Below are 21792 nucleotides of genomic sequence, written 5' to 3'. Positions count from 1 at the left end.
GTGGATCAGTGTTTGGCCGGGGCCTGGAGGCTCTGGGCCAATTCGACCAGTTGCACAAACTCGCCGCGCAAACCAAAAGGGTCGTCGCCCCGAGCGGAGCGGGCCAGTGCGGCCGTGTCCTTGAAACTCATGCTGCCAGTGTAGCGGCCATCACCCTTGAGTTGCTGGGCGAAGGCGGCCACGGCAGCAGAGAAGCGCAGGTCGTCGCTGGGTTTGCCGCTGTGCTGGTTGCTGATCGGGTGTTCGATCAGTCGGCTATCGCCGCCTTCCGCTGGTTTGTAGCGTACCCGCAACATCGCCAACTCATCAGTTTTACCGTCAGCCTTGGTTGCCGATGCGTAGCGCAGTGGCTCCAGCCAGCCCTGTTCACCCTTCGGGACAATTTCATACAACGCGGTCACCGTGTGCCCGGCACCGATTTCTCCGGCGTCGACCTTGTCGTTGTTGAAATCCTCACGCTTCAGGGCGCGGTTTTCATAGCCGAGCAATCGGTATTCGCTGACCTGCGCCGGATTGAATTCCACTTGCAGTTTCACATCCCGGGCCACCACGGCGAGGGTTGAGCTGAGCTGGTCCACCAGCACTTTGCGGGCTTCGCGCAGGTTGTCGATATAGGCGTAGTTGCCATCACCGGCATCGGCCAGTTGTTCCATCAGGTGTTCGTTGTAGTTATCCACACCGAAGCCGAGGGTGGTCAGGGACACGCCGCTTTTGCGCTGGTCGACGGCCATTTGCTTGAGGCTGTCGAAGTCACTGACGCCCACGTTGAAGTCGCCATCGGTGGCCAGCAGGATGCGGTTGATGCCTTTGTCGATAAACCCTTCGCGGGCCATTTGGTAGGCCATTTCGATCCCCGACGCGCCTGCGGTGGAGCCGCCGGCGGTAAGTTGGTCGATGGCATTGCGGATCGTGGTTTTGTCGCGGCCCGAGGTGGGCTTGAGCACCACCCGCGATTCGCCGGCGTAGACCACCAGCGAGACGCGGTCCTGGTCGCGCAGTTGGTCCACCAGCAATTTCAGGGTGCTCTTGACCAGAGGCAGGCCTTCGCGGCGATTCATCGAGCCGGATACGTCCACCAGGAACACCAGGTTGGCCGGTGCCAGGTCTGCCACCGCGCGGTCCGAGGCCTTGATGCCGATGCGCAACAGTCGGGTGTGGGGGTTCCAGGGTGACGGTGCCACTTCAGTGGTCACGCCAAAGGGCGAGCCGTCGGTGGGCAAGGCGTAGTCATAAGGGAAGTAATTGACCATCTCCTCAAGTCGCACAGCACCTTCGGGCGGCAGGCTGCCTTGATTAAGGAAACGTCGTACGTTGGCATAGCTGCCGGTGTCGACATCGACGCTGAAGGTGGAGACCGGTGTTTCGGCAACGCTGCGAATCGGGTTGTCCGGGAGGTTCTGATAGTGCTCCCGAGGCTCGGTCTGGTATTGCATGGCGATCGAGTCGTTCATGACCAATCGCGACGCCATCGGTGCAGGCGCAACCATCCGCTTGACCATGGCCCCCTGGACGCTGGCGGGCTCACTTTGCACCTCCACGACAGGCGCCGACTCAGCGGGCTTGGCCACGTCACGGGATGAAGAGAGCCCACACCCGGCAAGCGCCACCAGCAGGGTCACGGTGAAGCCTTGGGCGGCAGGACGCAACAGCAGAAGAGGACGGGACATGGGCTGAACCTCGTGAATGAATGATCCGTTCACAAGGTCAGACGCAAGGGGCTGGCGATTCGGGTTAAAGCAACTTAGAGCGACGGAATATTTCCTGTCGCCGCCACAGTCGCCACCGGGACACGCTCATTAGGCGCAGTTACGTCATACACATGCTGCTCACAGCCCTTCCCGATAATCACGAATTCCACCAGGTAAACCTTTTGCTTCTCAGGCTTGAAGGTCGAACTCATGGGGCCGCACTCATACACATAGGTTTTGACGAGGCCGACATAGTTGGCGTTGTAGACCCGTGACTCGCCGATCACTTCAAAGGGCTGCCCCGGGTCAGCCTGCACTTCCAACTGCGGGAAGCGTTTGGCGACGGCGCTGTTGCCCACTTCGTTCATCTTGGCGATCCAGCCGAATACCTTGCCACGGCCGGAATCCACCACCGTCCCGAGGATTTCCGGACGCTGATCTGCATCGGAACTACGGCGTACGGAGAACTGCACCGGATAGGTAAAACCGGTTGCCTTCATGATGACCTTGGCGTGTTCGGCGTCCACCTCGACCTTTTTTTGCTGCAACTGGACGCCGTCCGTCAGCAGGCTTGGCGAGGAGTTCCTGGCAGTGGAGTGGCAGCCGGCCAAGGCCAGGGCGAGGATTAAGAGTGAGGTCTTTTTCATGGGTTACTTCCTTGAGCACATTTAAAAATCTGGCTCGGGCTACGTGGGAGAACCGCAGCCCGATGCCGTTTTCTATCGGCCGTAATACTTAAAACGCGTACCGCGCCTTGAGCATGACCCCATCGGCATCAAAACCACTGCGGGCCTGGCGGGTGTAGCTGGCACCCACGGTAAAGTCCGACACCTGGTAGTTCACGCCGACACTGGCTTCATAGCTGTCACGCGCCACCGAAGCGCCGGTGACGGTGAACGCAGAACCGCCGAGCACATAGCTGGAGGTTTGTGCGACGCGATCACCCATCAGGTCGTGATACGCCATCAAGGTTGCTTCCGGCTGCAGGCTGCCGGCGCCCATGGGCAAGTTGGCCGCCAAGCGCACGCCTGCGCCCAGTTCGCCCACTTCATAGCGTTGCGACTGGGTGCTCAGCGCGGCCGAGGAGCCCTTCTCGTCGAAACCGTCCATGCGCACGTTGGCGTAACGCGCTGCCACGCGCGGCTCGATCACCACGGCCTGCGACGGCTTGAAGCTGTAGCCGCCGATCACACTGGCAGACAGCACATTGCTGTCGTAACTGCCCTTGGCTGTGGTGCCGGCGATATGGCGTTTGCTGTCGTTGTCGTTATGGCCATAGCTGAGGCTGCCGTCGACAAACCAGTTTTGCAGCGACCAGTTGCCGTACAGCGACAGCGCATGGCCCTCCACGTCGGTCTTGTTGCCGAGGTCGGAATGGATGTTGGAGTTAAGGTAGCTGTACGCCACGCCCAACGTGGTGGTGTCGTTCAAGCGCCCGTCCACACCCACGGCCATGCCGCTGCTGTTGGCCGAGTAGCCGTTGTTGCCGCCACGCCCGTCCTGGTCCATGTTGCTGCTCAGGCCCTGCACCCACACGCCGCCGACCTGGTGGCTTTCGCGCTGGTCGGTGAGGCGGTTGAAGATCGCGCCGTTGACCACGGTCTGGCCCGACAACGCCACGTCCAGGGCGCCGCGATTGACGTCCGGCTTGAGTTGTTCGCTGACCTGAGCAAGCTGCTGTGCTGTGCCGGCGTCAGCCAGGGTTTGGAACACTGGGTCGTTCTGATTGAGTCCGCTCAGTACGTCGTTTTTAAAGGTGTTCACCGCCGTCGCTGACGCAGCGCCGGCGCCCACCGCGGCGAGCTCCTGCTGCACTTGCTGGTTGTCTTTAACCGCCACCACGGCCTTGACCGTTTGCGCGTCGGCCGAGTAGCTCAGCACGTTCAGCAGAGAGGACGAGCTGGCCACAGACAGGCCATTGTCTTGCACGCTGGTGGCTTGCAACAGGGTGTACTGAGTGCCGTTGTTGGTGCTGGCGAAGTCGCCCGGTTTGGCGCTCACGGTCAGTTTCGAAGCCTGGGCGAAATTCGCTGCACCGTTGACGGTCAGGTACGGCGTGGTCGGCACTACGCTGTCGGCCAGGTGCATATCAATACCTGCGCCGCTAGCAACGTTGAGGTTGCCAGTGATCGCAGTACCGGGCGCCGACAGGTTCAGCGAGCCCGAGTTGACCGATACCGGCGCGATGATGCGGCTGCCGGTGAAATCGGCCTGGCCGGCGATATTCACGGCGTTGACGTTGAGCACGTCGCCGATGATCTTGCCGCCCGTCCAGTTCAAGGTGGCCAGGTTTGCCGCGTCGATGGCGATGCCGGCGTTACTGCGGATTTCGCCGGCTTGCTGGTTGATCTCGAACGCCGAGGTCTGGTCCGTGGCATCTACATGAATGGCTGTACCATCGGCGCTGATCGTGCCGCGGTTAACGATGCCGCGCGCGCCGGTCGCGCTGTTCTGGGCAAAGGTTGCCCCGGCAAACTCGAAGGCATTGGCGTTGGTGCCCGTGGCCTCGACGGTGCCGGTGTTGAGGATGTAGTCGACCTTACCGTTTAGAAACATCACCGTCTTGGCGTCATTGCCGTTGGCAGAAAGCAGGCCGCTGTTTTCGATGCGCAGAGGGTTGGTGTCGGTTTCCACCTCGATGCCCCAGGCGCCCTCGCCCGTCGCCTTGAGCGTGCCGGCGTTGAGGATTTTGCCGCCGACGGTGGTCCCCAGATTGTTCTGACGGTCGAGGATCAGGCCGATGGCGTAATCACCGTTCATGTCGATCACACCGGTGTTCGAGACGTCGCCGGCGATGGTGGTGCCATGCAGGTAAATGCCTTCGCCGCCATCCACGTAGGAAGGTGAAGCCGGCGGCGTCAGGGGCAGCGTGGAACGGATGGTGCCGGAGTTGATGACACTTCCACCGATGGTCGTCGCGCCGATCTCAAGCCCCTCGTAACCCCCATTTTTCATAAGAATGTTGCCCGCCTGGACCACGTCCCCGGTGACAGTTCCCGGGCTCAGGTTCTGCGGGCCCGACCAGAAAAGCGGGTCCAGGGCAATCGCACGGATGGCGGCGCCCTGGGAATCCAGAGTGATGTCGGCACGGTTGATCAACGAACCCTGGATAGTGGTGTTGGCCACACCCAGTCCGGCAGGGTTGGTGGTGGTCGGCACCACTACTTCGGAGAACGTCCCGTTGATAATCAATGACTCATTAAAGGTCTCGCCGACCCAAATGTTCTTGCCCTGCCCCAAGTCGAATTCCACCGCCAGCGCTTGCGTACTGATTGCGCCGACCATGAGTGCCAACAGGCTTTTCTGGAACTGCTTACGCTTCATTTCAAACTCCATGAACTACATTAAAAGCCGCCAATAGGCCCGGCGGCAGTAGGTGTGCTAAGCGAGGGATCAATTGATCCGAATGCATTCCCCCAGGGTGCCTTCCTGAAACGCAGGCGCGCGCCTGTGCACCACAGCGGGCGGTGACAGAAAAGAGGCTTGGGGGGCGAGGTTCACATTAATCCTTAATGTCATTTGAAAACGCTGCAGTCCATGCAGCCCGACCGGTTGCGGGTGGGCGGGGTAAAGACAATGGGATATACAAAATGTTCAAGGTGCTCGGCGGGTTCTATCAAACTGCTCGCGTCAGGATCAGCCACCGCAAGCCACGCGGCGACCTCTCGCTGGTCTACTTGAGCTCCTTCACCAAATAACTCCCGGAGATCTGCGTGATACCCGTCAACGCGCGGCGCAACGCCTCAGGATCAGTGCGATATGTGAGCGGCGTGTAGCCGTAGACATTCTGGCCATTGAACGGCGTGATCGACTCCACCGTGCGCCAGAGCATCTCGTCGCCACGGTCCATGCGCGCCACCACGGTTAGCGTCGGGTAGACCACGCTGCTGAAACCCTGGGTCAGGCGAAAGCCCCACTCGCCTACCGTCAGTTGAATCTGCGCATCGGCCGGCTCGTCGTCACCCACCACTTTGAGCGATGAGGTCTTACCCAAGGCATCAATGAAGGCCTGCTTGAGCAACACACCCAAGTCGATATTTTCGGCGTCCATCACCGTGAGAATCGCCGCAGGCGTCGACATCTCGGCCAGTTGCCCTGCCTTCATGCCGGCGGCAAACCCCGCGCCGCTCAAGGCCGCCGTGCCCAGCTTGGACGCGCCGCTGGCCATGCCGACGCCCGCACCAAGCCCGGCGCCCAGGGCCGCACCCCAGGCTTGTTCACGGCCCATGTAGACCATGTTCTTTTCCCACTTTACGGGCAGCACTTTGACCGTCTTGACCTGTGCGCGATGCTCGGGCGTGAGGGGCTGGCTGACGCAGCCACCGAGGATGAGGGTGGAGAGGAGAATCAGGAGAAGGTTTTTCACATCAGTCCTTTAATGTTGGTGGTGGGTGGATGCGTTTAATCAACGCCAGTGTGTCGGCAATGGGGGTGAAGACATGAGGCCTTGTGATTGGGCCAGTACTTTGCTGCCTTGCGTGGGTTTGGGTGCGGGCTTATAGTCCGGGCCGTCGCCCACATGGCGATTCAGGTTTGGCGACCTGACAACAGAGCGCAAAAGCACCCCGCTTCTATGCAGGTGTTTTTGCACCCGCAAAGCTGTGCATGATATGGCGGCTGTGCGTGGGAGACCTTCGGGTCTGCCGGTTTACTCTGTTGCCGGTTCGCCAACCTGCGTACAGCTGCCACCCATTCGTTTGGCGACGAATGAGTGGTGGCTTAATCCACCAACAGAGTACTGACAATGAATCGATACATGCCCCTCACGGGCCACGACTGCACCGTCCCCGCCCTGCTTATCGACACCCATGCCCCCCTCGACGTCCTCCACGACGCCGCCGTGTACCGGATTCGCGCCGTCACCCAACTGCTGGAAAACCTGGCCTTTCGCGAACAGCTCAGCAGCGATGCTGTGGTGCTTCAAGACTTCGCCCAATTGCTGGCTATTCCGCTGCGCGATGGGTGTGATTTGCTGCATGTCATCAGTCGCAGACTCAATACCGATCCATCCTGAGTAAACGGGTCAAAGGGGACGGGGTCAAAGGGACGGATTTATTTAATCGATCCATCTGGAGTTTTTTAAATTTAATATTTAAATAAATCCGTCCCCTTTACGTATTAGGTGCACCGACTAAAAGCCAAGCGTAAGGCCGCACCTACATCGGAAGGACTACTACCGCCGGGGATAATGACATAGTCACTCTCACTTAGTCCCTTACCACTCCAGGCTTCTAGCTTTTCGTGATGGCTAGGACGAATAGTTATCTGGTCCCCCTTACTTTCGATACTGCATTTTTTCATATCTTTAAATAATGCACGCTTACTCTTGTAGCTATAGCGCTCCCAAGTACTGCCAACCCATTGATCATATCGTTGACTGGTCAAGTCGTAGTCGTATAAATCCATATCAAACGTAGCTTCGGGGTGAATCCAAACATCCTTACGCGGCTCGGGAAGCACAAATCGGCTATGGGCCAACGCATCCAATACCACAACACCTAACTCTTGATCACTGATTTCAGGGCTGGCGTGATGCTCGACACCCTGTGGATCAGCTCGACTACTCCGATAGCCAGAATAAGTTTTAACGTAAATGAATTCCTTATTGACTCCTGCATCCGCCCAGGCTGTTTTCACGACATCGTTCATCTTAATTCACCTTGGTAATTTTTACCGTAATGCCTTTGCTCTGACCATATTCAATGGCTCTATTGACTTGGTTAAAGGGGACGGATTTATTTAATTAACTCATAAGAAATTTTTAATATTTAAATAAATCCGCCCCCTTTACGCTGTTATATCATCGACCGAGAAATAGGGGGTCAGACCACTATTAATACTTTAATTAGAAAACCGTGGCCTGAACCCTATTTCCCGCGCCCGATTCTCGCTCTAATTCACGCGTTAAACAAAACTTCTCTCAGCAAGTCCTGCCTCTCTGCCTGAGCCCCTACGGCTGCAGTGAAGCACTGGTTATAGGCAGCAATCTTCAAAACGCCGCCCAAATCTTCTACTGCAAAGCAGTCGATATCCATTAACTTCTTTTCGTCGACACCCACTAACTGAAGCAAGGATTTGCTTACCCACATGAAAGCGCCAACCGCCTCAATGTAGCCGTTTCTTAAAACCCAACGCCCAGGATTTTTTGATATATCTACGACCTCTTGGGTCAGCGGAAAAGGCAGCCCATTACTTTTCTTGGGCAGATGAGCGTGTTCGACGCGCTCAACTTCAAAGAGCGTAAGACTCTCGGCATTTTGCCATCGATCATACTCGGCGTCGTAAATTCGAGCCTGAACAAAGCCGGGCTCATCGATTAAAGCTTCAATCAAGGTCTGTGCAACTTCAATCGAATTCGCCAGGTGTTTCATATCAAGCCGATAAAACGCTTTATCTGCCACATACGAAAACTCGACAGAACCGTTTGCCAGCTCAATAAAAAAACTCTGACACTTGTTTTTCTTCAAGTAATTCGAAACGTCCGCCAACCCTATTTTCTTGCCGGTAAAGCCATCAATGACGGTATCCTCATTAAAGTTTTTGAGCTGTTGTATTAGCCGCCCCCATACAACTGAAGCGCCATCATGTAGCCTCTCGCTAAAGACAATTTCAATTTCAGCCATATGATTAGCCACCGAACTCTTTAATAATCACAGTAATATTACGTTGCTTTCCATACTCTATAAGCTTGCTCGCGTCAGCCATTCCGCCCGGTTGAACTCGGATGTCCAAAATTTTCGTTGCCGGTACGCCATCCACGGTAATTTTTGAACTTTGCAAGGTGTCCATATGGGTTCTCATGTCATAAGACCACCCTTTACCTCGGGTATCAATCGTTTTCAAACTCACCACATTAGTGTCGAGCTGGAAGTCAATAACTGGGAAGTTATTGGATTGGGGTCAAAGGGGACGGATTTATTTAATCGACCCATCTGGAGTTTTTTAAATTTAATATTTAAATAAATCTGCCCCTTTTACGTCAATACATACGAGAGAAATGCTCATCAATAGAACTTCCAGACCAAAAACTCACATCTGAAAATTCCAGACTATCAGAAACAACAACTATCCCCCTAAGCTCAAAAGGAATATCTTCTATACCAGCCTTAACGCTAGGGATTAAGTAGCGAAAATAGTCCCCCATTTTAGACTCTCCATCATAACCGGAAGGGAAGTCCTCCCCAGACACACTACCTTCTATAGCATGGTATATATAGACACCTTTAATTGCTGGAAGGTTATATTCTGTCAGCCTGGCTTGGAGTGAAGATCGATCCGCTATCCATCGTTCCACTTCAGCCCTAGAGTCTAGGTGACGATATGCACAGGCAGAGTATAAATCAAGAATTGTTTTACCGTTTTTAGCTTTCGGATATTCTTCGTAATCACCAGACCCTTCCCACAAGTACTCACTTAAGCTATCAAGCTTCTGCTCCACAGCTGTAACTTCCAACAAAACCTTTGGTAACGATCCAAAACAGTTATTCACCATGACGGCAATAGCACCGGCTTTGTCCATCGCAAACCAAGTAACAATTTCTCCAAATCCTGGAACCCATTGTTCATCAATAACCATCATTTATTCCCCGGCCAAGTCACCTTACAATTCGGGAATGTTTCTATAACTGCTTTAGGGGTGTATCCACCTTCATCCCTGATGGTTTTAGGACGTAAAGCCTGTGTGAATTTGATATTTTCTGGATTCCCTCCTGACCTGACAAGCTTATCTACTGCTGATACCTCTGCACATGCACCAGCAGAATTCCTGCAAAAACTTGTTAATTCACCTATTTTCACACCAAGCTTGCTCTCAACGTAGCTAACTGTGCGAGGATCCAAGCTCTCAGTGGGCAAAGGGGACGGATTTATTTAATCGACCTAGCTGGAGTTTTTAAATCTAATATTTAAACAAATCCGTCACTTTTACGTCCTAAATAAATCCTTCCCCTTTACGTTAAAGAGCAACTCTGCCAGCATTAAAACGTGGATTGCCCCCTATTTTCCAAAACGTGTGCAGATAGATAAACACTCAACTTATCAGACAAGCCTATCCGTTCAATATAATCAACAATATATACAGCAGAGCTCTCGTCCGCCTCACATACCGGCTCAGACATTTGCTCTTGTAGCCCTACAATCTTATAGGCCTTATTGGCAAAAAAACCGATCACCAACAATATTAAAATTAAACTATTTTGTTCTACGCTTTCAGATGCAAAATTTCCTTCTGCCAGCGGTCCGCTCTGCATATCATCGGAGTCTAGATAATATGCTAATTCATCAGCACTGAGCCCTCGATCAGACAACCATCGCCAACACTTATCAACTGCCTCCTGACATTTTTTTTGCGTATCACTCGCCGAGTCAAGGTTACGTAGAGCATAATCAAGCAACAGAAGGAAAATTGAGGCTTTCTTTACCCACATCATACTGTCAATGACTTTAAGCGCTTCTTCATTGTCCATTACCTATTCTCCCATCTTTAACTAGGACTGTTAGACGATTTGGCATTGCTGCCCCTCCCTCAGCGGTAACTCTTAGCAGAAGAGCAGGGGTCAAAGGGGACGGATTTATTTAATCAACTCGTCTGGAGTTTTAAATTGTTTAAATAAATCCGTCCCCTTTACACCCTACGTCGGAGAGCAGCCGAATTACCCCACCGCATTGCCCGCCTTGCCTCTGAAGGTATGCCTCATAGTCTTTACCCGCCTCAGGAACAAACACGCGGGGATCCGGCACACAAAACGCCTCGCCGGTAAGCATTTTCATCACGACTACAGACGGTAGACCCGCGGGTATAACAAACTCCGCGTAAGACTCGCCGTAGCTCAGGTGATCACTTCTCCAGGAAGCAGGCATTCCGACACTTCGTTTGGTGTGTTGCCCCAAGGTGGAATTGACCTTATCCGCAACGGTATAACCGTAGGCATAAAGAGGTTCTTTACTCGAAGTGCAGTCTTGTCCTGGATTGATGGCAACCGGCAAACCGTTATTACCGAAAAGACGGATGCGTGCGGTGGTTGCCTGATCGTAAGGAATAGGCTTCTCATAGGCAGTGGAGCCGCAGCCGCTCAGGAACAAAGTTGAAAAGAAGGCTAGCAAAAGATTCTTCAAGATAACTCCTAGGCTCATATATCAAGCTGTTATGGGTAATTTATTGAGGGGTGAATAGAGTTCAAAGGGGACGGATTTATTTAATCAACTCATCTGGAGCTTTAAACATTTAAATAAATCCGCCCCCTTTACCTTACCTTTACCTTAAATATTTAAATAAGTTCGCACCCTTTACGCTTATTGTAAATAGGGGCTAGACCACCAATACCCGCATTCGCAATAATGATGGTCTACACAGACTTCTTCATATAACTCTAACCACTTAACTATCAGTTTTTAGTTTAATCTCAGCTCCGTCTGGCAAGTCTTTAATTTGGCGGGCAATATCAGCCCTAAACCTCATCCCCTCCACAGCATCTGCCATATACATATTATCCAGCACAAACTCTCCTCCCAGCACGAATGGCACCTTCGGCAACAAACGTTTTCCTGTGGGAAGCTGACCATTTTTCTTTTGCCATTGATGCGCTAACGGGTAGCCCGTGAGCGCCTCATAATCACTAAGTATTATTTTTGCCCAGCTTTCAATATCGTCGGCCAAATACTCTAGTGCCCCGGTTTCCGGGTCAAAAATATAAATCTTGTTATCTTTAATACAGAACTGCCCACCGAAAATGTCTTCAGCAAAAAATAAGCAACCATCGGCAATACCCTTATAAGCACCGCGCCAAAGAGTATCTTCATTCCAATCACGAAGACCAATTTCGTCCTGACTAGAATGTGTGGGAAACACATGTAAAGCGCTTTCTAGGGCGTAGAAGCCATTGCGTTGAACCAGCATCCTTAAAAGTTGATCAGATAAAGCACCGGCCAATCTATGTGACGGCCCAGAAATTTCCGGCGCATGATCACTCAAAGATGAGCTTGCATTCGATAACAATTTTTCCAAGCTGGACATATTCTAATCCACCACATCTATTCGAATCTTCGTTCCGTTTGGTAACTCTCTACATTGAGCACCAACACAGGCACCAGCCCCGCGATTGTCGCTAGGGTTGATATGTCTTACGGAGGAACCTTGACCACCCTCTTGAAACATTGCAGGTGGATATTCATCACGATCAAGGCCTGGCTTGGTTTCAGTACCGCGCAAAGAGTCACGCCTGCGTGATGCTGCATTCGCGCGATCTATGGTCAGAGTACCAGGCTTACCCGCGTCAATAGCATCTTCGATGTGTTGCGCTGATTCAGGAAAGCGGCTTTTGCTGACTGTGACAATCTTTTCAGCGTCACCGCCAGCGGCCCCAGTTGCTTTTGCACCAGCGGCTTAAGCTATTTGTCTAGCAGATCCTCGACCGTAAGCCTATCAATTTCTCTGAAGACTACTTCTATCTCGTGCCCTTCGTCACCAATCCAATCAAAGACCGCATCACGTAGAATCTCAAGGTATACCTGTAGATCCTCTCTTGGCAATTCTGGAAGAGTCACATGTACAAGGACGATTTTGTGGCATGGAATCCAGCTAAGATCTCTTAAGCAATCATATAAGGCATCCCAGTTAAATCCAAAATACCCCGGCAACCAAAGCAGGTAATACAGCGATCTTATCAATTCCTCTGCAATCCCAATGGACGGGTCAATCCGCACATAAAAAACCTCGGCCGCGTCATATGAAGGCGGGATGTCCACAAACTTGAATGGCAACATTTTCGACAGGCCTCAATTTTTTATCGGGATGAAGGTTTTGGGGTCAAAGGGGACGGATTTATTTAATCAACTCATCTGGATTTTTAAATATTTAAATAAATCCGTCCCCTTTACGCACGTAAGGGTTCGCAGCATTTGCGTTGACAAATATCTTTCCACCAGGCTCAACCACGCGAGTAGCTTCCGGAAGAAAATCCATCATTGAGTTAGTACCACCTGCACTCTTGGGAATGAATGGGTTACTAGCAACAATCTCTCCCACCGAACTATCCTTGAAAGGAAGTTTCGTTGCGTCCGCTCGAATACCAGACTGAATATCTGCTCGGACATCCACGTTTATAGCACCAGGAGTTTGAGCATTCTTCCCACCAAATAACTCAACAGTGGGTTTCCCACCAGAACTAGCTAATTCTCCTGTCGCTTTTGCACCGAGCCTTTCTCAACCATTTTTTAAACGCAGAATCGTTATTCAACTGAAAGACATTATTCTTTTTTCTAAGAAATCGATAAAGTTTTTCGCATACAAACTAGAAGTTTGATCAGAAAGTTCAAGCCTATAAACAGGATACTCTCCATCATTAAGACCATCGTCCGTGGCAAAATAAAATGATTCCCCTGCACCCGGCGGTTCGCAGATAAATAGCCTCTCCTTCCCACACAACCCATTTCGACCGTTAACGATTGACATATAAACGATATCCCCCCCCCTTACACTATCAAAATCCATTTCGTAGATACTATAAATCTCCTCCCCAGATATTTCCCCGCCAGAATAACACTTCAGCCACCATTTATAGCTATCAGGCAACTTCAACCCAAGACGAGCTTCAGCTTTATAAACCCACTCATCAGCAATCCCGTCACCATAATCAGCAAACTCAACGTAATCCGACTCTTTAATAAGATTAATTATTCTCGAATAATCCACGCCTAATTACTCCCCGCTCCGAGCCCGCAACTTCCAATAATCCGACTGATAAGAGTTAAACTCTTTAGCCTGCTTTGTCAATGTTTTTGCATTCAAATCCGTAGGAACTGAAACATAGTCAGTCGTAGGGTTTCTGTATTCTGCAGAGTCTTTGTAACGAGTATACCTAAAGCTTTGAGCGGCATTGGATGGGACATGAAGAACACTGCTATTCTGGCTATGGAAAACAGAACCAACTTCTGCAAGTGAACCACGAGTACCAGCGAATCCATTAACTTCAGTTTGCGAGAGATGATGTAACTCAACTGATTTCCCATCATACCCAATTGGTGCTCGACCCGAGGCCATCCTCTCAAGGTTTGAGCCTTCAACAGTTTTACCTCGTACTCTCCAGGTCGATAGGGCCTCTGGGTCAAAGAGGTCGTTACGTTGATAAACAGTCCTATCTAGAACTGTTGTTTTATTCCAAAAAACATCAACTTTAGGCGTCGTACTTGCAACATTACTACCCGCCGTCGTGCCCGTACCAGCAGAACCTAGCCCTTTTGCACCACTGGCAAGCTCTCCAGCTAACTTACCATTAAAGTATTTACTCGCGCCGCCAAACAGAGCCGCCTGAGCTGCGGATTTCGCCGTGCTCCATGCCAGGTCAGACGTTACGCTCGACTCTCCTGGAAAGGTTTCCGGAAAGAAAGAAGCTAGCACTCGGTCGGGCTCATTGGATTTAAAATCCGCCGTAATCCGGCTAGCAGAATCCCATGCCCCCACCATCGAGGTGGTGCCAAGCGCTCCTAAGCCGATGGGTAAGGCACAGGTAACAACGCCAACACATGCGGGTGACGACATCACCATCCCGGTATATGCAGTAGCCCCTCCGACTAGGCCAAGGGCAGTGTCTTTGCTTGCTCCAACGACCTGCACCGCCTTGCCGTGAGCATTGAGCGTATCGTCGCTCCAATCCTGCCAACTACGGCCACCAAACTGGCCGGTCGCCTCAAGTAACGCGATCTCCTCACTAAAAGTGGCGCCGCGATCCTGAAGTGCCTTGAAGTCCTTATAGGTTTCATCGTTGGTCGGGATCGACTCTGCGCAACTAACCAAAGCGCAGGCCGCCGCATTCAAACGATCAGCCTTTTCCGGATGGAACCGTCGCTGTTCATCCAACGCATCGGCTTGAGACTTGTGAAGCTGGTGGTTGTACTGCGTGGCATTTTTCGCCACCCAGCCACCCTTCTCCAATTTGCTAGCATCTGCATCTTTTTGTGTGGCCGCAGCTAAAACACCGACCAGTTGAGAACTCATGGACAACAATGTCTTGTCGCCCTTCACGATGTCGTTAAGCTGTACGACCAGTGCCTCATTGGCGCCGGCTGCCAATGCGCCTGTACGGAAATCTCCACCCGTTGCTTCGGCCAAGAGGCCACCGACCATCGCATGAATCGCGATCTTGGGAATTGAACCGTTTTCGATGTTCCACTTTTTCGTGTAGTCGCCGACGGCATTGAAGCTGGCCGCTGCCAGGGTATTGAATAGCGCAGTTTTCAGCGCCTCACTCCCACTGCCGCCCTGCCCCAATGCTTTACTCAACAGCGTTGAAGTACCGCCTTGCAATGTCTGGTTCGCGGCAAACTGCCCTACACCAGTCCATGTGTTGAGCTGTGGCCCCGTTATTTGCTTAGTCGCCTGATCAGTATGAGTTCCGGTCCAGCCATCAAAATAAGCTGCGGTCAATCCAGCGGTCACACCGGAAATCGTATACCCCTTCAAAGCATCCGAAGAGGTGACATCCTTGAACACCGCCCCTAAGTTGCCACGATTATTAACGACACTAACCGTCGCATTGGTCGCAGCGCCTGCCGCTACGGCTCCCGCACCTGCCGCGACAGCGACGCCTGCTCCAGCACCTGCAGCCGCAGTCATTGCCAACGGCCCGACAAATGCGGCCATCAGAATTGCTATTACAATCTGCGAGCCCGCACCTAAACCGGAGTTACTGTATTTGAAGCTATCGTGGATCTCTTTGACTTGGCGCCAGTCCACGTCACCGCGCTTTTCAGCATCCTTGAGCCAAGCCAGATTCGGATCGGCTTTGACCATGGTATCGATGGTCTGACTAACGGTTTGCTGATCGATCTGCCTGACATCAATCTTCAATCCGTCGACAGCTTTGATAACGACCTGCCCTTGAGCGATCATTTCACTCTGGCGCAGCGTTTCGTCAGTGTTGCCTTTACCTTTGGCGCTGAACCAAGCGAGGTCACCCTTGCTCTTGGTATGGCTCTCGTCATGAAGGTCTTTGACGCCTTCAAAGACGATGGCCCCGCCACTGTTAAGAATGATGTCATTACCACTATCAAGCTTCGCGACCTGGTAACGCTGGTCACCTTCGCTGATCAACGTGAGGTTGCCGCCAGTCTTGATCTCGGTCCCAACGTTCGTGGTGCGGGTTACTTCGTCTCGCTGCTCTTTCTTCGCGCCCCAGCCACCGTTCTCCTTCATGTCATACAACGTATGAGTACTGTTCTGCGCCGCCAGCAAATTCAACTTATCCCCGCTATACAGATAAGCCTCATTCCCCGCACTGATCTTGCTCGCCACCAGCGTGGTGTCGCGCCCGGCCTGGCTCGTAAAGTCCCTGCCCGCCGTCAGCACACTGGCTAACTGCGTGGTCTGCTCATCCGCGGTCTTAATGCGTTTCTTGCCGTCTTTTTCCTTGCCTTCGACGTTGTGCACATCGCTGACAGACGCCACGTTGAAATCGCGCCCGGCCTGAATGTTCAGGTCCTTACCCGCGGTGGCGTTGCTGCCGATGATGTTGACGTCTTGCCCCGCCACCATGCTCAGGTTGCCGCCGGCCGTGACCGTGGCCGCTTGGTTTTTCACGTCGGTGGTGATGGTGGATTTGTGTCCGCCGTCGCTGAAGGCGTGGATCTCGCTGGTGTCGCTGACGGCGATCAGGTTGAGGTCGCGCCCGGCTTTCAGGTCGGCATCGCCGCCGGCGGTGAGTGCACCGTGGTTGGTGAGGTCGCGGCCAGCGTCGATGGCCAGGTTTTCGCGGGCGGTGATGGTGCTGACGCTGCTGTCGGTGAGGGTGCGCATGCCGGCGCCCTGGCGCACCTGGATGGCGGTGTTGTCGTTGGTAATGTCGCCCTTCAGGGTGGTGAGGCTGACCTGGGTGCCGCGTATCTCGCCAGCCATGGAATTGCGGATGCTGTCCTGGGCCAGCAGGCTGAGGTTGTTGCCGGCCTCGATCAGGCCGCCGGTGTAGAGGCTGCCGCTGCTGGCCACCGAGAGGTTGTTGCTGGCGCGCAGGGTGCCGACGTTGATCAGGTCGCCGCCGGTCATCAGGTTGAGGTCACGGCCCTGGATCAGGCTGTTGCCGCGCACGTTGCGGGAGTCGGCCTGGGCCAGGTAGAGCACCGGCACGAGCACGGTCTGGCCGTCGACCACGCGGTTTTCCATCCACACGATGTCGTGGGTCAGGGCGCCGACTTGCTGGTCAGTGAGGGACACGCCGACGCTCAGGCGCAAGGCGTCCTTGCTGGCCAGGGCGTTGTCCATCAGGTAGCGGAACTGGTCGTAGTCGCTGGTCAGGCCACCGGCGAGGAAGCGTTGCCCGGTTTGCGCCAGCACGGCATCGCGGATCAGCCGTGACTCGTATTGCCCGTCACCCAGGCGACGCCAGGCGTTGTCGGGGCTGTAGCCGAGCTTGCCGAGCATGTAGTCGGAGCTGAAGAAACCCGCCACAGTGGTGAGGTTCGGGTTGGTCTCGATCAGGTAGTGGCTGGTGGGGTCGGCGTTTTTGATGAACAGGCCGTAGTCGCCCTTGGGCAACTGGAAGCCGGGCGCGGTGGTGGGATCGACCGGGGTGAAGGACTCGCCGGTGTAGTCCACGGGTACGTAGCGGCCGTCGGGCGCGATGCTGGTCACCGGCAATACGCTGCTCGGCGCCTGGGCGGTGGCGTCGTTGACGTGCTTGCTCAGGTTGATGTTGATGCCGCCGACGGGGATGCCGGTCTGGTCGTCACCGAGGGTGCCGGTCAGTTGCTCCAGGGTGTTGGTGTGCAACGTGCCATTTTGCAGGGTGCGCGCAACGTTGAGGTTGACCGCGCCACCGGCCTGTATCGTCGCGGTGTAGCCCGGGCCGCCGTTGTCGGTCCAGGTGGTGACGTTGCTTTGTTCGGAGAAACGCCAGTCGCTCGACCGGGCCTTGAGCACCTCAAAGCGTGCTTCATCGAAATTACCCGCTGCCACTGCTGCGTTGAAGGCGGGCACGTCGATGTATTCCATCCGGTCCCACTCATCGGTGTCGATGCGCTGCGGGGTGCCGATGACGATGGTGTTCTGCCCGGTGCGAGTCGCGGCGCCCTGGTTGAGCAGGTCGTTGGCGGTGATGCTCAGGTTGCCATTCGCCGCCAGCAGGCTATAGCGGTTCTGGACGTTGTCGCCCTGGATCAGCAGGTCTTTGCCCGCCACCAGGCGCGCAGAGGCCGAGTCCTTGATCGCGGATTCAAGGTAGGTCTGGTTGATGGTGATTTGACCGCGCTTGAACGAGTCGTGCCCGCCGCAGTGCTGGCCGCACTGCCAATTGAGGCTGCCGGTGGTGACGGTCTGGCCCAACTCGAATTCAGCCTTGGCGTTTTCCACATTCCGCGCACTGATGCCGATATTGCCTTCGCTTTCAACCGTACCGGAAAGGTTGCTGAAGCCCGCCGCCATGCCGCCATCGAGCGCCGCGAAACTCAGGTTGCCCTTGCTGTAGACGTCGCCGTACAGGTTGCTGAAGCTGTTCCCGCGCAGGGTCAGATCGCCGCCGCTGAACAGCAGCGTGTCCGCGCTATTGCTGATGCCATTGCTGGCGCTGAGGTTGACGTTGCCTTGTGAACCGAGGGTGCCGCGGTTGTTGATCTGTGCGGCGGCAATGTCGAGTTGCTGGCGTGCGGTGAGGTAGCCGAGGTTATCCAGCGTACCGCCCAGGGTGATGCGGGTGGTGGTGCCGCCGGCCAAACGCCCGCCGTTCTGGCTGAGGTTGTTGGCGACCACGCTCAGTTTTTGCTGGGCCGAAAGGCGGCCACTGTTGGTCATGTCGCCGGTCAGGTTGACAGTCAGGTCACCGTCGCTGAGCAACTCGCCCGCGTTATCCAGGCTGGCGACATCCAGGATCAGCCCCTTGGCGCTGGCCAGGCGGTCGCCGGCCTTGAGGCTCAGGCCCTGGGTGCTGGTGTAGTGCAAGGCTTCATTGAGTTGCACACGGCCGAGGCCATCGACCCGGCCGAACGACCAGTCGGCGGTGCCCAGGCCATTGATGCTGCCCTGGCTGCCGCTGAGGCTGCTGGTATTGAGGCTGAACACGCCGGTGCCAGCGTGCTGCAGTTGCCCGGCCTGGTTATTCAGATGCCCGGCGCTGAGGCTGAAGGCCTGGCTGCCGAATTCAAGAATGCCGTTCTGGTTATTCAGTTGGTCGGTGACCGTCAGCGTGCTGCTGGCGCCTTCCATCGCCCGCAGTTGGCCGCCCGCGCTGTTGTCGAGGTTGCCGCCATTGAAGGTCAGGCCCTGGTTGGACTCAATCAGGCCGCCTTGGTTGGTCAGTTGGGTACGCGAGGTCAGGCTGAGCTGATTGCCGCTGATCTGGCCGTTGGCGCTGTTGTCCAGGGTGGCGCCGGAGACGGTGACGTGCTCCTTGCCGAACAGTTTGCCGCCCCGGTTGGTCAAGGCCTCGACCGTCAGTTGCAGGTCGCTCTTCAAGGCGGTCAACGCGCCGGCCTTGGTACCGTCTTGGCTGTTGTCGACGCTGTCGGCTGTCACCGTCAAGCTGTCGCCTTGCACGGTGCCGCCCTGGTTGTTCAAGGTGCCCAGCGTCAGGTCGACCGCCGCACCACCGCTGAGGATCATGCCCTGGCGATTGCTCAGGTCCTGGCCGCGGTAGCTCACGCCCTGATTGCCGGCCAGGAGTTGGCCCTGGTCGTTGTCGAGGGTTTGCGCCGCGATATCCAGGCGCTTGCCCCGCAAGGTGCCGCCCTGGTTGTCGAGGGTGGTCAAGGCCTTGACCAGCACACTGCGTTCGGCGGCGTCGATCACGCCGTTGGTGTTGGTCAGCAGGTTGCTGATGTTGAGGGTGATGTCGCCGTCATTGCTGACCAGCGCGCCCTTGCTGCTGTTGTCGAGGTCTTGCGCGGTGACAGTGAGGGCCTTGCCGAGCAGGATCCCGGCGCTGTTGCCCAGGCGCTTGCCGGTCAGCAGCAGGTCACCCTCACTTTGAATACGGCCCTGGGTGTTGAGCAATTGGTCGTTCAGCACCACGCTCACACCCGGCACACCACCGGCCAGCAACCCGGCACTGCGGTTGTCGAGGCTGCCGGCGCGGACGTCCAGTTGGTCACCGACGATACGCCCGGCGCGGTTGTCGATCTGCCCGCTTCGCGCATCCAGCAGCAACTGCTTGCCGATGATGGCGCCGCCCTGGTTATCCAGGCTCGCGGCGTGCAGTTCGATGTCGCCCTGGGCGGCCTGCAAGTGACCTTTGGCGTTGTTCAACTGTTGGGCGACGGTCAAGGTCAACTTGCCGGCATCCGCGCTGAGTACACCTGCGTCGTTGTTGCTGAGGCTGCCGAGGGTAGCGGTGAGTTGACCACCCACCAGCTTGCCGTCCTGGTTGGCGACGTCACCGGCGCGCAGGTTCAAGTCAGTGCCAGCCTGGGCATGACCCTGGCTGTTGTTGAAGGTGTTGGTGACGGTGAGGTTGAGCGCGCCTTTCTCGGCACTGATCAAGCCCTTGGCACTGTTGTCGAGGCGGGCGGCGTTGACCGTCACGGCGTCGGCAACCAGGAAACCGTTCTGGTTGTTGATTGTGTCCGCTGTTACACCGAGGTTGCCCGCGACAATCTGCCCGCCGGTGTTATTCAGCGTGCCGCTGTTGAGCGTCAAGCTGCCGCCCGCGACCTGGATATGGCCCTGGCGGTTATCCAGCGAATCGGTTTGCAGCGTTGCCGCCTGATCGGCACCGAAGCGAATCAGCCCGCCGAGGTTGACGATGGCCGGCGCGTTGATCGCCAGCGCTTGCTCGCCATACACCCGCGCGGTGGCGCCCTGGTTGGTCAGTCTGGCACTGTTCAGCGTGACGGTTTTACCCTGGATCACTGCGCCCTGGTTGTTCAGTTCCCGGGTGGCCGTGGCGCTCAGCGAGCGGCTGGCCAGGACGTTGCCGCTGGTGTTCAGGGTTTGCGTATTCACCACCACATCGCCGGTAGCATTGCGGCTGTTATCGGCCTGCACGCCTGCTTCGATGATGCCCGGGTTGGTGACGGTGGTGGCGTTGAGTTCGATGCGTTGGCCAGCGGCCAGGCTCTTCTGGTTGACCAGTTCTTCAGCACTGCTCACCTGCACATTGCCGGCGGCGTAGACCTTGTCGGTCAGGTTCACGTTCTGCGCGGTGACCTTGAGGTTACCGGTGGTCGCCGTCTGCGCCATGCTCAGGCGCCCGTTGGCATCCAGCTGGATATCGCCGCCACTGGCGGCCAGCGTACCGTCGAGTTTCACCCCTACGCCGGCCTCGGTGCCCACCAGTTTGATCGCACCGGCGTACATGCCGCCCAATGCCGAGGAATCGATGGCCAGCTCGGGCTTTGCGCTGCCGTCATCGGCGCGCGCGGTGGCTTTCAGGCTGTTGGCATCGACGTCGTTACGCCCGGCAATGACAGTCAATTCTCGTGCGTTGATCTGCGCATTGATCTTGGCCGAGCGGGTGATGATTTCGAAGCGGTCGACGTTGCTGGCATTCAAGCCTTCGCCGTCGATGGTCACGGCGCCGCCGTCAACCTGGTAGCGCTGCAACTGGCCGCTGGCGTCGAGCACCGGTTTGCCGGTGGTGAGGGTCACGTTGGGGGTGTTGATGAAGCCGCAGCCGCTGCATGTAACGCCGTACGGGTTGGCGACGATGACCTTGGCCGACTGGCCCGCCACTTCGGTGTAGCCGCGCAGTTGGCTGGGGCTGCCGCCGTTGACTTCGTTGAGGATGACGCTGGCCGCGCCGCCCTTGAGGTTGGGGTTGCCGACGATGTAGCCACCCAGCTGGGTGTTCGTCATGGGGACGCTGGCGTTGTTGAGGATCACGCCGTTGGGGCCGACGTTGTAGTCCTTGAATTGGTTATGGGACAAGCCACTGCCATTGGGGGTGGCGATGTTCACCACCGGTACGCCATTGCCGGCCTGGCCGACGGTGGTGCCCGGCGCACTGACCACAATGCCTCCGGCCTGGGCCAGCAGCGGCTGCCAGAACAGCGCGTTGGCCAGGATCAGCACCAACCCGCGCTTGGGCAGGCCGAAGAACGAGTCTCGCGGTTTCAGCGCAGCAGAAGGTTGGCGGGCCAGGAAGGCAAAGTGGCGAACATCCATTGTCATATTCTCGATGTAACGGGG

The 21792-nt window shown here is 55.6% G+C and carries 16 protein-coding genes; 1 reads left to right on the top strand and 15 read right to left on the bottom strand.

The genetic code is table 11. From position 1 onward, the window contains the following. Positions 1–5: 5 nt before the first annotated feature. From HX817_RS17540 to HX817_RS17525, 4 genes are all read right to left on the bottom strand, one after another. Positions 6–1667: a VWA domain-containing protein gene (locus tag HX817_RS17540; protein ID WP_177040703.1), complete on the bottom strand. Its 1662-nt coding sequence runs from the start codon at positions 1665–1667 to the stop codon at positions 6–8. A gap of 74 nt (positions 1668–1741) precedes the next feature. After that, a complete protein-coding gene (locus HX817_RS17535; protein ID WP_003218164.1) occupies positions 1742–2335 on the bottom strand; it encodes a hypothetical protein in 594 nt (197 codons plus the stop codon). Positions 2336–2423: 88 nt separating this feature from the next. Continuing rightward, the gene (locus HX817_RS17530) at positions 2424–5012 is read right to left on the bottom strand and encodes an autotransporter domain-containing protein (RefSeq protein WP_177040701.1); all 2589 of its coding nucleotides are present in this window, start codon (positions 5010–5012) and stop codon (positions 2424–2426) included. A gap of 349 nt (positions 5013–5361) precedes the next feature. Further along, the gene (locus tag HX817_RS17525) at positions 5362–6054 is read right to left on the bottom strand and encodes a hypothetical protein (RefSeq protein ID WP_102367864.1); all 693 of its coding nucleotides are present in this window, start codon (positions 6052–6054) and stop codon (positions 5362–5364) included. Between the two features lie 390 nt (positions 6055–6444). Between HX817_RS17525 and HX817_RS17520 the strand changes: the two genes are divergently transcribed. After that, positions 6445–6702: a hypothetical protein gene (locus tag HX817_RS17520; RefSeq protein WP_177040699.1), complete on the top strand. Its 258-nt coding sequence runs from the start codon at positions 6445–6447 to the stop codon at positions 6700–6702. A 104-nt stretch (positions 6703–6806) separates the two neighbouring features. Here the strand turns inward: HX817_RS17520 and HX817_RS17515 are convergent, their stop codons facing one another. From HX817_RS17515 to HX817_RS17460, 11 genes are all read right to left on the bottom strand, one after another. Then, positions 6807–7337, bottom strand: a complete 531-nt coding sequence (locus HX817_RS17515) for a contact-dependent growth inhibition system immunity protein (protein WP_177040697.1) — start codon at positions 7335–7337, stop codon at positions 6807–6809. A 248-nt stretch (positions 7338–7585) separates the two neighbouring features. Beyond that, complete coding sequence (locus HX817_RS17510; protein WP_177040695.1) at positions 7586–8311, bottom strand: hypothetical protein; 726 nt, start codon at positions 8309–8311, stop codon at positions 7586–7588. Positions 8312–8315: 4 nt separating this feature from the next. Beyond that, a complete protein-coding gene (locus HX817_RS17505) occupies positions 8316–8477 on the bottom strand; it encodes a hypothetical protein (protein WP_008433669.1) in 162 nt (53 codons plus the stop codon). Between the two features lie 190 nt (positions 8478–8667). Further along, positions 8668–9264 carry a hypothetical protein gene (locus HX817_RS17500; RefSeq protein WP_256348777.1) on the bottom strand — a complete coding sequence of 199 codons (597 nt, stop codon included), beginning with the start codon at positions 9262–9264 and terminating at the stop codon, positions 8668–8670. Positions 9265–9664: 400 nt separating this feature from the next. Then, entirely contained in the window at positions 9665–10153 is a 489-nt protein-coding gene (locus HX817_RS17495; RefSeq protein ID WP_003218174.1) for an Imm6 family immunity protein, read from the bottom strand. A gap of 139 nt (positions 10154–10292) precedes the next feature. Continuing rightward, complete coding sequence (locus HX817_RS17490) at positions 10293–10802, bottom strand: hypothetical protein (RefSeq protein ID WP_177040692.1); 510 nt, start codon at positions 10800–10802, stop codon at positions 10293–10295. Positions 10803–11064: 262 nt separating this feature from the next. Then, positions 11065–11700: an SMI1/KNR4 family protein gene (locus HX817_RS17485; RefSeq protein WP_087693609.1), complete on the bottom strand. Its 636-nt coding sequence runs from the start codon at positions 11698–11700 to the stop codon at positions 11065–11067. 374 nt (positions 11701–12074) lie between these two features. Continuing rightward, a complete protein-coding gene (locus HX817_RS17475; RefSeq protein ID WP_087693608.1) occupies positions 12075–12449 on the bottom strand; it encodes a barstar family protein in 375 nt (124 codons plus the stop codon). Between the two features lie 91 nt (positions 12450–12540). Continuing rightward, positions 12541–12783, bottom strand: a complete 243-nt coding sequence (locus HX817_RS17470; protein ID WP_371133009.1) for a methyltransferase domain-containing protein — start codon at positions 12781–12783, stop codon at positions 12541–12543. Positions 12784–12918: 135 nt separating this feature from the next. Next, a complete protein-coding gene (locus HX817_RS17465) occupies positions 12919–13377 on the bottom strand; it encodes an SMI1/KNR4 family protein (RefSeq protein WP_177040690.1) in 459 nt (152 codons plus the stop codon). Positions 13378–13383: 6 nt separating this feature from the next. Then, entirely contained in the window at positions 13384–21768 is an 8385-nt protein-coding gene (locus HX817_RS17460) for a DUF637 domain-containing protein (protein WP_177040688.1), read from the bottom strand. Positions 21769–21792 lie beyond the last annotated feature (24 nt).

It is taken from the genome of Pseudomonas sp. C6002 (genome assembly GCF_013385805.1).
Lineage (GTDB): Bacteria > Pseudomonadota > Gammaproteobacteria > Pseudomonadales > Pseudomonadaceae > Aquipseudomonas.
Note: the sequence above shows the minus strand (reverse complement) of the source record. Positions and strands in the feature narration are given on the sequence as shown.

Bases quoted from the DNA above. Each gene is read 5' to 3' on its own strand.
- HX817_RS17505 (WP_008433669.1), bottom strand. From the start codon at position 8,477: ATGGACACCTTGCAAAGTTCAAAAATTACCGTGGATGGCGTACCGGCA.
- HX817_RS17535 (WP_003218164.1), bottom strand. From the start codon at position 2,335: ATGAAAAAGACCTCACTCTTAATCCTCGCCCTGGCCTTGGCCGGCTGC.
- HX817_RS17460 (WP_177040688.1), bottom strand. From the start codon at position 21,768: ATGGATGTTCGCCACTTTGCCTTCCTGGCCCGCCAACCTTCTGCTGCG.
- HX817_RS17485 (WP_087693609.1), bottom strand. From the start codon at position 11,700: ATGTCCAGCTTGGAAAAATTGTTATCGAATGCAAGCTCATCTTTGAGT.
- HX817_RS17500 (WP_256348777.1), bottom strand. From the start codon at position 9,264: ATGGTTATTGATGAACAATGGGTTCCAGGATTTGGAGAAATTGTTACT.
- HX817_RS17475 (WP_087693608.1), bottom strand. From the start codon at position 12,449: ATGTTGCCATTCAAGTTTGTGGACATCCCGCCTTCATATGACGCGGCC.
- HX817_RS17520 (WP_177040699.1), top strand. From the start codon at position 6,445: ATGCCCCTCACGGGCCACGACTGCACCGTCCCCGCCCTGCTTATCGAC.
- HX817_RS17530 (WP_177040701.1), bottom strand. From the start codon at position 5,012: ATGAAGCGTAAGCAGTTCCAGAAAAGCCTGTTGGCACTCATGGTCGGC.
- HX817_RS17510 (WP_177040695.1), bottom strand. From the start codon at position 8,311: ATGGCTGAAATTGAAATTGTCTTTAGCGAGAGGCTACATGATGGCGCT.
- HX817_RS17495 (WP_003218174.1), bottom strand. From the start codon at position 10,153: ATGGACAATGAAGAAGCGCTTAAAGTCATTGACAGTATGATGTGGGTA.
- HX817_RS17515 (WP_177040697.1), bottom strand. From the start codon at position 7,337: ATGAACGATGTCGTGAAAACAGCCTGGGCGGATGCAGGAGTCAATAAG.
- HX817_RS17540 (WP_177040703.1), bottom strand. From the start codon at position 1,667: ATGTCCCGTCCTCTTCTGCTGTTGCGTCCTGCCGCCCAAGGCTTCACC.